The 13272-nt window shown below is 68.5% G+C and carries 6 protein-coding genes; 5 read left to right on the plus strand and 1 reads right to left on the minus strand.

All coding sequences use genetic code 11. From position 1 onward, the window contains the following. Nucleotides 1-284: 284 nt before the first annotated feature. The 5 genes from QA802_RS16425 to drmB all read left to right on the plus strand — a co-directional run bounded on the left by QA802_RS16425 (nucleotide 285) and on the right by drmB (nucleotide 12409). Nucleotides 285-452 carry a hypothetical protein gene (locus tag QA802_RS16425; protein WP_334522972.1) on the plus strand — a complete coding sequence of 56 codons (168 nt, stop codon included), beginning with the start codon at nucleotides 285-287 and terminating at the stop codon, nucleotides 450-452. A gap of 191 nt (nucleotides 453-643) precedes the next feature. Beyond that, a complete protein-coding gene (locus QA802_RS16430; RefSeq protein ID WP_443042127.1) occupies nucleotides 644-5398 on the plus strand; it encodes a DEAD/DEAH box helicase in 4755 nt (1584 codons plus the stop codon). Beyond that, entirely contained in the window at nucleotides 5395-7299 is a 1905-nt protein-coding gene (locus QA802_RS16435; RefSeq protein ID WP_334522974.1) for a UvrD-helicase domain-containing protein, read from the plus strand. The genes QA802_RS16430 and QA802_RS16435 overlap by 4 nt, the downstream gene beginning before the upstream one ends. After that, entirely contained in the window at nucleotides 7296-10556 is a 3261-nt protein-coding gene (locus QA802_RS16440) for a helicase-related protein (RefSeq protein WP_334522977.1), read from the plus strand. The genes QA802_RS16435 and QA802_RS16440 overlap by 4 nt, the downstream gene beginning before the upstream one ends. Further along, nucleotides 10553-12409: a DrmB family protein gene (drmB, locus tag QA802_RS16445; RefSeq protein WP_334522980.1), complete on the plus strand. Its 1857-nt coding sequence runs from the start codon at nucleotides 10553-10555 to the stop codon at nucleotides 12407-12409. The genes QA802_RS16440 and drmB overlap by 4 nt, the downstream gene beginning before the upstream one ends. Nucleotides 12410-12551: 142 nt before the next feature. Here the strand turns inward: drmB and QA802_RS16450 are convergent, their stop codons facing one another. Further along, complete coding sequence (locus QA802_RS16450) at nucleotides 12552-13214, minus strand: ATP-binding protein (protein WP_334522983.1); 663 nt, start codon at nucleotides 13212-13214, stop codon at nucleotides 12552-12554. Between the last annotated feature and the right edge of the window lie 58 nt (nucleotides 13215-13272).

Raw genomic sequence — 13272 nt, forward strand, 5'->3', positions numbered from 1 at the left:
TGTCCTATTCATTCACAATATGCCGATCCGGCGCACAATGACCGAAGCGTAACTTTCCCGATCGCAATCGTTTGCAGTGAATCGGAATTCCACCCTCCGGAAGTCGGCTCGTTAAATCCAATCCCCCGAACGAGTGAACCTGCTAGGGTCGTTGAAGGCGGTTCTACCTCCTGGCTCAGGAATTATTGAGCGGCATACGGCACAGCCATGTCTTCATCGTGAAATTTCCCGGAAACTCTCGTGGAACGAGAACCCGGAAACGAAACAGGAGGAAACGGAACGTCATGGAAGAGTCTTCCGGGGAGAAGGATCTCCCGTACACTTTCGAACCTTTTTCCGGGCGTGAGATCCACTGCCTCGAACTCCAGTATTTATCAGACGGAGACGACGCACGGAAGAAGCAGATCTACAACTTTTCCGGGCTCACGCCCGTGGATTTCGACGAATCCTGATGTGCGGTTCCAGGATTCACCGAAGCCCGTGAGGTTCGACCGTGAAATCCCTGGACGAGCCCTCCGGAACCCGGCGGCACCTCGGCCTGGCGTCCTCATCTGCGCACTTCAGAGCAGATTCGCATCGTTGTTTCCGCTCACCCCCTTCCTCGTCCCGTCGTCCCTCCCACCGCAGGAGCCGTGAAGAAGCAGTGTCCGAGTCATCGTCGCCGCTGTCGCCGGTCATCGCGACCGTCCTGGAACAGTCCTCGCGTGTTCTCCAGACGTACGAGGTCGACCCCGGGCTGATTCCCGAGCACGCCAACGGCGAACGCCGTATCACCCAGGGCGGGTACGGGGACAGGCAACTTTTCGAGCTCGTCCAGAACGCCGCAGACGAAATCGCTGACGCGCCCGGTGGCACCACTCATGTGGTTCTCACCGCCACCCATCTCTACTGCGCCAACGAGGGTTCACCGGTGACGGCCGAGGGCGCCGAAACCATTCTCCGTATGAGCATGTCCCGCAAAAGGGGCGGCCAGATCGGTCGATTCGGCGTAGGAGTCAAGTCCGTTCTGGTGGTCACCGATACCCCTCAGTTCTTCAGCATCTCGGGGGCCTTCGGGTTCGATCGCGAATGGGCATGCGAACAGATCCGCTCGGTCCCCGGCGTGCGGAAACGACTCGGCGACCGGTTCGAGGCGCCGGTGCTGCGGATGGCCCGCCCGCTCGACGAGGCTGCCGAGCGGGCAGCGGACCCCGTGCTCGACGAGCTGCTCGGCTGGGCCACCACCGTCGTGCGGCTGCCCCTGCTCCCCGGGGCCGCCGGCAGGTTGGCGTTGGACATGCACGGAGGGAAGACCTCCACCGGGGCGAGCCGCGAGGAGTTCCCCCTCGGGTTCCAGCTCCTCTCCCCGCACGTGGCGAGGGTGGTACTGGAGGACCGCCGGACGCTTCCTCCGGCCCATCGCGTGCTCACCACCGAGCGGGACGGGAACCTGCACACGGTGCGGGAGGAACGCACGGGCAGATCGCCCCGCGAGACCCGGTGGCGGGTCTTCACCACCAGGTACGAGCCCGGCCGGGCCGCCCGTGCCGACGCCGGTGAACTGCACGACCGTCTCGATCTCGAACTCGCCTGGGCGGTACCGGCGTTCGAGAAGGACACGGACAGCGGACTCCACCTCAGTCGGTCCCGAGGACGTGGCCGCTTCTGGTCCTTCTTCCCCACCAAGTACGAGATGTCGTTGAGCGGCATCCTCAACGGCGCGTGGAAGACCAACGAGGACCGGCAGAACCTGCTGGACTCCTCCGCGTTCAACGAGGAGATGATCAGGGTCTCCGCAGCCCTGGTGGTCGACTCCCTCCCGGCCCTGTCGCCGGCGGAGGACCCCGCCGCATACCTCCCGCTCCTGCCCGGGCGTACGAAGGAATCGATCAGCTGGGCCGACGACTTCCTCACCCAGGAGATCTGGAAGCGGGCCGCCTGCCGCCCCTCGCTGCCCGATCAGGAAGGCGTACTTCGCGTACCGACCGAACTGCGGATTCCCCCACGCCTCGACAAGGATCGCATCACGACCTGGGCGCGGATGTGGCACGAGACACCCGGTCGACCGTCGAACTGGCTGCACCCCGCGGCGGAGGTCAACATCCTCCGTTCGGGAAAGGTCCAGCACGTGCTCGACGCGGCCGAACACGAGCGGTCAGGCGTCCGCGAGTGGCTGGAAAACCTGGTCTCGGACGGCTCCGCGGTGACTTCCGCGACCGCCGTCCGCATCCTGGCGGACATGGTCCGGACGGGTTCGTCCTACGTCGAAGAGGCGCGCAGGGCACGGATCGTGCTCACCGAGGAGCACGGCATGGTGCCGCCGGTCCCCGGTCAGGTTTTCCGCCGCGCCGACGACGACGGGCCCCGCGAATCCCTCGTGTACGTGGTGCCCGAGATCTCCGAGGACCCCGAACTGGCCTCCGCCCTCGACGCGCTCGGCATTCGCGAGGCCGATGTGGAGGGCCGCTTCGTCAGCGTCCTCGACCGGGGCCTCGACGGTTACGGCGACGGCGACTGGGAGCGCTTCTGGAACCTCTTCCGTCAGGCCGGCGGGCACCGGCTGATCGACACCGTGCTCCAACACGTACCGGACGTCCCCCGGACCTTGCGGGTGCGGACGGCCGACGGGAGGTTCCGGCCACTGCGCGACTGCATGCTGCCGGGCGCGGTGGTGAGCGCCGAGCGTGACCCGCGCGTCGCCGTCGACATGCGCTTCCACTCCGACGACATCGCTGTCTTCCGCCAGGTAGGGCCGAGGGAACGACCCACGACGGCACGGCCCGAGGGTGAGGCCTGGTTCGAAGAGTACCGGGAGGCAGTCCACGCGACCTACCTGCACGGGCTGGACAAGCGTGCCCCCAGGCCCACCCTCAACCGGTTGAAGGTGGAGGGAGCGCCCATCGGCGGACCGCTGCACCTGTTCCCCACGCTTTCCGAGGAATCCCGCGCAGCCTTCCTCAAAGCCCTGCCGGACGACGCCGTGGTGGACAACTGGACGCGTCAGATCGGCGCACAGTCGAGCACCCGGCAGGCCGTCGAGTCACCGATCCGCTGGATGCTCAGGAAGCACGGCACGGTCCTCACCTCCCGGGGGGTCAAGCCGCTGGCAGAAGCGGTCGGACCTCAGCTGGCCTCCTACCGCGACATCCTGCCGGTGGCCGACCTGTCCCCCGAGAAGGCCCGGAAACTGCGGTTGCCGACCACGGTCGACGACGTACCGGCCGAGCTCTGGGCACCGCTCCTGCTGGAGCTGACCCGCAGCGAGGACGACAGGTTCGTCGGCAACACGTACGTCATGCTCACTCGACTGGGTGCGGACTTCCCCGAGGATTCCCTGACCCGCTGTCGGATCGGCGACACCTGGAGCACTCGCCCCGATGACGAGATCGTCGTCGCCGTCGGCGCGTCCGAGTACCGTGCCCTGCGTGCGGAGCAGCTCCCCACGCTGCTCGTGGGGACGGCCGCCGACGCCGAGCTGATGATCGAGCAGTGGGGCATGAAGTCCTACCAGGGTGCGATCACTCGTGAGACCCGCGAGGTTCCCGAGGGCGAACCGGTCCCGCTCGTCGAGCTGTATCCCGCGCTGCGCCAGCGGCTCGGCAGCGCCCTGCGCGGCAGTCTGGTCCAACGGTGCACGGAGTTGGAGGAGGTGACCCGTACTGACAACGGCACCAAGTCCCGTGCTCTGGACGCGATCCGACAAGGGACCACAGTCAAGGTCCGGCTCCCCCTGGAGCGTGAGCCGATGCTCCGGCTGATCGACCGCGAGCTGGAACTCGGACTTGGCGCGAGCGGCTGCCGGACGGTCCTGGAACGTGAGGAACAGATGGCACGGGACAGCGCGGTGCAGGCCGCGGTGAAGGCCGTACGTGACGCGACGGACGTGGTCACCAAGATCGAGCTGCTGATCGGTGCCGAGGCTCTCCGTTCGGGGCTGCCGGACGGTCTGCTGGACGCCGAGGCTGAGGCGACGGGGGGCACGGAGCCGTCCGCGCACCGGGTCGCGCAGATGGCATTCAACGCGCGCGGCGACAGGGTGCTGCACCACCACGCCCGTGACATCCAGGCCCGGCTCCCCAACGCGCCTGTCGGTTATGGGGGTTCGGCCGCGGCGATCTCGTTCGTGTCCGGTCTCGGCCTGCCGATGACCTTCGCGGGCTCCCGCACGCCGTCCCCGCCCGCCTCCGAGACCGTCGACGGGCCGCGGGACTTCCCCGCGCTCCACGACTACCAGGAGGATCTGGTCCGCAACATCACCACCCTGCTCGACCGACTGGCGCCGCAGCGGGCCATGCTCTCCCTGCCCACCGGTGCCGGCAAGACCCGGGTCACGGCCGAGGCCGTGATCCGCTGGGTGAAGCGGGTGGGCGACCTGGAGGGGCCGCTGCTCTGGATCGCACAGACCGAGGAACTGTGCGAGCAGGCCGTACAGAGCTGGAAGTTCGTCTGGGGCAAGGTGGGTGCGGAACGTCCGCTCACGATCAGCCGGCTCTGGGGGGGCAACGAGGCCGGTGACGTCCAGGGGCACCCGCATCTGGTGGTGGCCACCGACGCCAAGCTGGAGCGGTGCCTGGACGGCGACGCCTACGAGTGGCTGCGGAAGGCCTCCTTGGTGATCGTGGACGAGGCGCACACCGCGATCTCGCCCCGATACACCGACATCCTGGGGAAGTTGGGGCTCACGCAGTACGAGACCCGACGGCATCTGCTCGGTCTGACCGCCACCCCCTTCCGCAACACCAATGAGGAGGAGACCGGCCGTCTGGTGGGCCGCTTCGGCCGACGCCGTCTGGACGAGGGCGTCTTCCCCTCGGGCAACCCTTACCGGGACCTCCAGGAGTGGGGCATGCTCGCTCAGGTCGAGCACCGCACCCTGGAGGGCGGCAGCATCGAGCTGACCAGTGACGAGAAGGTCCAGGCGGACCGCATGGCCATGCTCTCCCGCTCGGCCGAGCAGCGCCTGGCGGAGGACCACGCACGCAGCCTCCGTATCGTCGAGGAAGTGGCCGGCCTTCCCGAGGACTGGCCGACCCTGCTGTTCGCGACCTCCGTCGACCACGCCAACTCACTGGCCGCCCTGCTGAACGACCGGGGCGTGCCCTCCGCGGCCGTCGACTCGACCAGCAGCATGCAGGACCGTCGTAGGCGCATCGACGACTTCCGGGAAGGGCGCATCCGCGTGCTCACCAACTACGGCGTGCTGACGCAGGGATTCGATGCCCCCGCCACCCGTGTCGTGGTCGTGGCACGCCCGGTGTACAGCACCAACGTCTACCAGCAGATGATCGGTCGCGGTCTGCGGGGCCCCAAGAACGGTGGCAAGCCGACCTGCCTGATCCTCAACGTCAGCGACAACATCGCGAACTTCGACACCCAGCTCGCGTTCACCCAGTTCGAACACCTCTGGAGCCGTAGGTGACCGACGCCTATCTGGACAGCCCCCTGCTCACGGACGAGCAGCGGGCCGTCGTGGAACAGCCCTGGGGCGCACGGGTGTTGGTGACGGCGGGCGCCGGAGCCGGCAAGACGCACACGCTGGTGCGTCGGCTGGACGCGCTGTGTGGCCACGAGGACCCGGAGGAGGCTTTGGAGGCCGCCGAGATCCTGGTCCTGACCTTCTCCCGGGCCGCCGCCCGCGAGCTGCGCGAGCGGATCGCCCGGCACGGCGAGCGGGCCCGCCGGGTGCGGGCGCAGACCTTCGACGCCTGGGCGTACGGAGTGCTCGCCAAGGCACATCCGGACGGGGACTGGAAGGGCACGTGCTTCGACGAGCGGATCGCCGCGGCGGTCGACGCGGTGGAGAAGGGAGCCCTGGAGATCGGCGACTCCGATCCGCCCTCTCACGTCGTCGTGGACGAGGTGCAAGATCTGCTGGGCGTGCGTCGCGAACTGGTGGAGACGCTGCTCGACCGATACCGGGACAGCTGCGGTTTCACGGTGGTCGGGGACATGGCCCAGTCCGTGTACGGGTTCCAGATCGCCGACCCGGCCGAACGGCTCGACGAGACCGGCCGGTTCTTCGACTGGTTGCGCGTCTCCTACCCCGATGACCTGGTGGAGCTGGAGCTCACCGGCAATTTCCGGGCCACGACCGACGAGGCCCGGGTGGCGCTGACGCACGGCCCGCGTCTCCAACGGCTCACCGATCGGGAAGAAGCCGGCACGCTATACGGCGAGCTGCGCGAGCTGCTCGTGGACCCGGCGAACGGGATCGGCGACCTCGACGACGAGTTCACCCTGTCCGGGCTGCGTGATCTGTCCGACACGTGCGCGATCCTCACCCGCGACAACCACGAAGCCCTGGTGGTCGCCGAGCTGCTGCACGCGCACGGCGTCGAACACCGCTTGCGGCGTCCGCTCGAAGAACGTCCCGTGCCGTACTGGGTCGCCGAGTTGCTTCGTCGTACCGACGCGACAGCTCTCAGCGCGGACCGGTTCCGGGCCCTGCTCGCCGAGATCCCCCTGCCGTTCGAACCGGACCCCTCGATGCTGTGGCCCGTCCTGCGGCGGGCGGCCCGCGGGTCCGCGCGGGGCGTGCTCGACCTCGTCCGACTGCGGCACGCGGTCGCGGCCGGCAGATTCCCCGACGAGGCGGCCGACCCCGAGCCCACCCGGATCGTCGTCTCGACCGTCCACCGGGCCAAGGGGCTGGAGTTCGACCGGGTGATCCTCCTGACCCCTCCCAGTGTCGAGGAACTCGAACGCCGGTACGCGGCCGACCTGGACCTGCCGGCCGAGGCACGCGCCCTCTACGTGGCGATGACCCGTGCCCGACAGGACCTGTACCACGTGAAACCCCCGGAGCTGCCGCACTTCGGACGGACGGGCAAGCGAGGCGTGGGCCGGCGCTACCTCGGCGGCTGGCAGTCGTACAAACGATTCGGCATCGTCGCCGAGGCGGGCGACGTGGATCGGGACGACCCGCCGGGCGCCGAAGGGGACGCCCGCGACATCCAGACGTACTTGTTGGAGCGGGTCGCACCCGGGCACGCCGTGGTGCTCCGCAAGCGGCACGACATGCCCATGGGCGAGTCGCAGAGCCCGCCCTACGCCCTGCTGCACGAACGACGGGAGATCGGCGAGACCTCGCGGCGGTTCCGCGAGGACCTGTTCCGCGTGCAGAAGGTGAGCAGAACGTGGGAGCCCTCCTGGCCTGCCGAGATCCACGGCCTGCGGATCGACACTACGGAGACCGTGACGGGCAGCACCGCGGCCGGCGCCAACGCCGGTCTCGGCGACCGGGGCGTGTGGATCGCCCCCAGGATCACCGGCATCGGACGGTACCGGTGGACGAACCATGACGAGGAGCGGAACACGTGACGAACGGGGCGGACGGGCACAGCGAGCATTACCGCGTGCGAGACGAAGATCTCCTCGTGGGGCTCCGCCGCGAACTCCTCGGCCCCGCCGAGGACGCGGACAAGGACGACCGGAACGAGATCCTCACCCAGGACACTCCCATCGACCGCTACCCGACCGGGGTGCTGTACCCGGGTTCGGCGGACACGGGAGCGGCGGAGGCTCGGAAGGAGGAGGCCGCCGAGCAGGACGGCTTGGACGCCGCGCCTGTGCTCACCCGCGACAGTGTGGAGGAGTCCGGCGCGGAGCGGGACCCGGGGCGGCCCGGAGACCGTCGGCCCTCCTCCATGGGCCTGACGTTTGCGGTCGACCCGGACATAAGCAGGACGATCGTGGTCTCGACGCGCGCCGCCGCGTATCGTCCGACCGACGGGGACGGCAGGCCGGTCGAAGCACGCCGGGCCGAGGCCCGCACCCTGTCCGCCCAGCGGGAGCACTGGCGGCGGGAGGAACTCGACCTCCCGGACCACACGCTCGACGTCACCGTGCCGGGCAGCGGTGTACAGACTCGGCTGCACGCCGACAGAAAGGTCGACCTGCACGCGATCGTCCGTCGCCCCGATCCACGAGGAGTGGTCAGCGTCACGGTGACCCTGATCAACGCGGAACAGGTCGGCAAGTATGACCTGAAAGACGCATTCTCCCTGTTCCAGTGCGGTCTTCGGGTCCGCGCCGCCGACGGTTCCACCGCGTTCGTCGAACGGTCCGCCAGGACGACCTCCCACGACCCGGAGATCGCCATGAGTCGGCTGCTGCACCGGCACGCACCGACCTTCGCCGTCGGGCACGGCTGCTCGGCGGAATGGGACTGGACCCCGTCGCCCATCGGGGTGACCGACACGACCGACGGCGGCGTCCCCGAGGTGCGCAGCCAGTTCGTACCGTCCGTGGAGGTGCTGCTCACCGACTCCAACCCGGAGATCGACAGTTCGGCACTATCCATGCTGGAGCTGGCGGAGAAGTCTGACGCCGAGATCCTGGCCGCGCTGGAGAATCTCGCCTCGGGGTACGAGCGGTGGATCGACCGCAAGCGGGACGAGGCCGAGGCACTGGCCGGCACACACCACGAGGAGCCCGCGCGGAAGCAGGTGGCAGCCTGCCACGAGGCTCTCGGACGCATCCGGGAGGGCATCGAACTGCTGCGGACCAAGCCCGAGCTGATGCGGGCGTTCCGGCTGGCCAACCGTGCCATGGCCGACCAGCGCGCCCGCAGCGACTGGGTGCGGAAGGGGCGGGTCGGTACGCCCGACCTGGCCAAGGGCCGGTGGCGCCCGTTCCAGATCGCGTTCGTGCTGCTCTGCCTGGCCGGGGTCGACGACCCGAGCCACGACGATCGCAAGCTCTCCGACCTGCTCTGGTTCCCCACGGGTGGTGGCAAGACGGAGGCCTATCTCGGCCTGATCGCTTTCACGTCGTTCCTGCGCCGTATCCGAAAGAATGCGGCTGGCGGTGGGGTCACAGTCATCATGCGGTACACGCTGCGACTGCTCACCCTTCAGCAGTTCGAGCGCGCGGCGATCCTGCTCTGCGCGATGGAACAATTGCGTCGCCGTACCCCGGAGCTGGGCACAGAGGAGTTCTCCGTCGGCATGTGGGTGGGCCGTTCGGCCACCCCCAACACGCTGGCCAAGGCAGACGAGAAGCTTGTAGAGCTGCGGCGGAACCTCGGCAGGAGCCTCGCCAAGGAGAACCCCGTCCAGTTGCACGCATGTCCCTGGTGCGGCGAGCGACTCGACGCGCGCCACTACGAGGCCGACGTCGAAGCCCGACGGATGTTCGTCCGCTGCCCCGCCGAAGACTGCGACTTCGCCGACGGACTGCCCGTCCACCTGGTCGACGAAGCGGTGTACGCGGCACGGCCGACGCTGGTGATCGCCACCGTCGACAAGTTCGCGTCGATGCCGTGGCGTCCCGCCACCGCGGCGCTGTTCAACCGGAACGACACCGACGACCCCACTCCGCCGCCCGAGTTGATCGTCCAGGACGAACTCCACCTGATCTCAGGCCCGCTGGGAACCCTGACCGGCCTCTACGAGACGGCGGTGGACGCCCTCGCGAACAAGCCCAAGGTCATCGCCTCCACCGCGACCATCCGTCGCGCCGCCGATCAGGGCAAGCACCTCTTCGCCCGCGGCGTACGCCAGTTTCCGCCCGCCGGCCTGGACGCGCGCGACTCGTGGTTCGCGGTGGAGACCCCTCGCGAGGAGAAGGCGAGTCGCCGCTACATCGGCCTCCTGGCCCCCGGCACCAGCCAGTCCACGCTGCTGATCCGCACGTACGCCACGCTGCTGCACCGGGCGATGCACGCGGACACCGAGGACGACAGGGTGAAGGACACGTACTGGAGCCTTGTCGGCTACTTCAACAGCCTGCGGCTGCTCTCGGCCGCCGAACTTCAGGTCCACGACGACGTGGTGGCGTATCTGGAACTGCTCGCCGAGCGCGAGGGGAAAGAGGTCCGACCGATCCCCAACTACTCGGAGCTGACGAGTCGTGTCGACGCCAGCGAGATCCCGACCCGTCTCAAGCGCATCGAGAAGTGTTACCCCGACGAGGACGCCGTTGATGTCCTCCTCGCGACTAACATGATCGCGGTCGGCGTGGACGTCGACCGCCTCGGTCTCATGGCCGTGATGGGCCAGCCGCAGACCACGGCGGAGTACATCCAGGCCACCAGCCGCGTCGGTCGCGCGCACCCGGGGTTGGTAGCGGTCATGCTCAACTCCTCCCGCTCACGCGACCGTTCACACTACGAGAGCTTCCAGCACTTCCATTCGGCTCTCTACCGGGAGGTCGAGTCGACCTCGGTCACCCCGTTCTCCGCGCGCGCCCGCGACCGGGGTCTGCACGCGGTGATCGTGGCCCTGGCCCGCATCCTGATCCCGGCTGCCCGCCCCAACGACGGTGCCGCCAAGGTCGAGTCGTACGTGGAAGTACTCGAGAGCACGGTGAAGGACGTCATCCTCGACCGTGTCGGAGCAGTCGACAGCAAGGAGAGCACTGCCGTGTCCCGGGCGTTCGACGAGTTCCTGAACTGGTGGCGTGACGAGGCCGACAACCACAGCGGCCTGCTCTTCGAACCTCAGCGAGGCAACCGCTCCCCCTCGATCCTGAAGTCGTACGACGACGAGACGGACGGCCCCGAGGCATGGCCCACGCTGTGGAGCCTGCGCGACGTCGACGCCGAGTCCGCACTGTTCCTGGAGGGAAGCCGATGACCCCGCCCCCCGCCCGCCGCCGACGCACAGGCCAAAGCGGCACGCCGGCCCACAACCTGCCCCGGAGGGGCTCGGTCCGCCGCGCTCAGGCCATCACCACCTACGGCGTCGGCTCGCTCATCGCGGTCGACCAGGAATCCTTCGTCGTCTCGGGTCTGGACGACGCGGAGAAGAGCTGGCCGACGGACGAAGCTCCTCGGATCTACGAACGGCGGCTGGCTCGGCTCCTCGACGTAGGTTACTTCCGGCTGCCCCCCGCGTCCGGCGACGACAGCAAGGACGGCATGCGGGTCCGGCGCTTCCCTCAGATGCACTCCTGCCCGGAGTGCGCCGAACTCCAGCGACATCGCGACTTCAACCCGCCGGAAGGGCGCAATGTCTGCGGCACCTGCGAGGTCGCCCTGGTCCCCTCCCGCTTCGTCGTCGCGTGCGAAGCCGGGCACCTCGACGAGTTCCCGTACTGGCACTGGATCCACCGGTCCACCGAACCGGGGGCCGTCGCCGAGCAGTGCGGTGGGAAGCTCAAGCTGCGCTCGTCCGGCCGTACGTCCTCGCTCCGCTCGATCGTCGTCTCCTGCGACTGCACCCCGAAGCCCGAGGCCTCGATGGAGGGATCCTTCCGCAAGGCGGCACTCAAGGACCTCGGACTCAGGTGCCAGGGCGCTCGTCCCTGGCTCGGGAATTCAGCGAAGGAGACATGCGGGCTGCCCCTGCGTACCCTCCAGCGCGGTTCCTCCACCGTATGGCAGCCGGTGTTGAAGTCGGCCCTGTCCATCCCTCCGTGGAGCGACGGCCGTTCGGACCCGCTCGCCGAACACTGGGACGCGCTGCGCGAGTGCGCCGACCGCAGTGAGGTGGCGGGGTATCTGAAGGCCGCCCTCAAGGGCAAGGCGCCCATCCCGTTGGAAGTGGTGATGACGCTCCTGGACGCGGAGCGCGAAGAGGACCCCGACGGCGACACGGCTCCCACCTTCGACCACCGCTATCGCGCTCTGCGCAACAAGGAGTACGAGCGTCTCCGCGCCGGGAACGAGGAGAGCGAGCACACCCGCGGCGAGCAGTTCCTCTGCGAGCCCCCGGAGGGAGACACTGCCGTGCTGAAGCCTCTCGGCGTCGGCGACCCGATGTTGGTCAAGCGGCTTCGCGAGGTACGCGCTCTGAAGGCCTTCACCCGGCTCGCCGATCCCGACTCGTCCACCGAGGCGAGGGAGGTGCCGCTCGCCGACGGTCCTCTGCCGTGGCTCCCGGCGATGGTTGTCCATGGCGAGGGGGTGTTCCTCCGCCTGGACGAACAGCGGCTCGGCTCCTGGGAGCGGGCGGTCGGCGTGGCGACCCGCGCGGAACGTCTGCGCAATGCCCATCAGCGCATGTTGGAAGAGAGGGCGGGCGACCGTCACCAGGCCGTCCAGTCACCCGCTTCCCCCCGCATGGTGCTGCTCCACACACTTGCCCATGTGCTCATCAACGAGTGGAGCCTGGAGGCGGGTTACCCGGCGGCGGCACTCCGCGAGCGTTTGTACGCGGACGACGACATGGCCGGAATCCTGATCTACACGGCGACGAGCGACTCGGCGGGCAGCCTCGGCGGCCTGGTCGCACAAGGCGAACCGCATCTGCTGGATCAGACGGTCCGCTCCGCCGTCCGCCGTGCCGAGTGGTGCTCCTCCGATCCGCTCTGCATGGAGAGCGGTGTGTCCGGCATCGGTGGCACGAACATGGCTGCCTGCCACGCCTGCGTGATGCTCCCGGAGACGAGTTGCGAGCACAACAACGTCCTGCTGGACCGGGCGCTGCTCGTCGGCACTCCAGAGGATCCGGACGTGGGGTTCTTCGCGAACCTCCTGGAGCGTTGACACGACCCTTCACGGTGATGTGGCGAGCAGTGGCTTGTCGCCCTGATGCAGACCCGCCCTCCCAGGGCAGGGATGTCGGGTGGCCTGCACGATGCACTTCTGCTCGCCGCGCACGTTGCGGATGTTTTCGGCGGGGCCGCCGTCAGACGGTCGATGCGCGTGAGACCCCGTCGCCGCGGTTGCCCAGTTCGACGTCGTAGCGCATCTGAGCACGGTCCAGGGCTTCATCAACGTCGCAACCGTGGACGCGAAGCCAGTGCAGGAAGTCCGCGATGGCCGTGATCACCGAATCCTCGCTCATGGCCCTCCCGAGTCTCCCCGGTCCGGATCGGAGCGGCGATCTCCCATCCGCGTAGGACGCCAGAAGGGCCTCGGCCCGGCGAACTCCGGGGCCTTCGACATGGCCGTTCGGCGACGTGAGACCGGTCGCCAGCTCACACCAGGTGACTTTCCGATCGAGCTGGAGCCGTACACCCCAGCGTGCGGCGACAGCGTCGACGAGGGCCATGCCTCGGCCACCCTCCGATTCCGAGTTCGCGTCGAGGAGGGTGGGCAGGGCTCGGGTGTCGGGGTCGTGGACCTCGATGCGCAGATGCACCCCGTTCATCGACACCGCGAGTGTGGCCGGCGTGCCGGGGCCGACGTGCGTGATGACGTTGGCCGCCAACTCGCTGACGCACAACTGCGCTTCGTCCGTGACCTCGTGCAGGCCCCAGATGCCGAGGTGCAGACGCATGACCCGGCGCAGCGCTGCGACCTCGGCCGGCTCGGCGCAGAAGGCCAGATCCCACGGTTTGCGCGTCATGCACGCGTCCTCTCCCACGAAAACCCCTGTCGTCGCAGGTGACACCCCGTGGAGCACG

Origin of the sequence: Streptomyces sp. B21-105 (assembly GCF_036898465.1) — a bacterium.
Taxonomy (GTDB): Bacteria; Actinomycetota; Actinomycetes; order Streptomycetales; family Streptomycetaceae; genus Streptomyces.

Excerpts from the sequence above, each read along its gene's own strand:
- drmB (WP_334522980.1), top strand. The coding sequence starts at position 10,553 with ATGACCCCGCCCCCCGCCCGCCGCCGACGCACAGGCCAAAGCGGCACG.
- QA802_RS16425 (WP_334522972.1), top strand. The coding sequence starts at position 285 with ATGGAAGAGTCTTCCGGGGAGAAGGATCTCCCGTACACTTTCGAACCT.
- QA802_RS16450 (WP_334522983.1), bottom strand. The coding sequence starts at position 13,214 with ATGACGCGCAAACCGTGGGATCTGGCCTTCTGCGCCGAGCCGGCCGAG.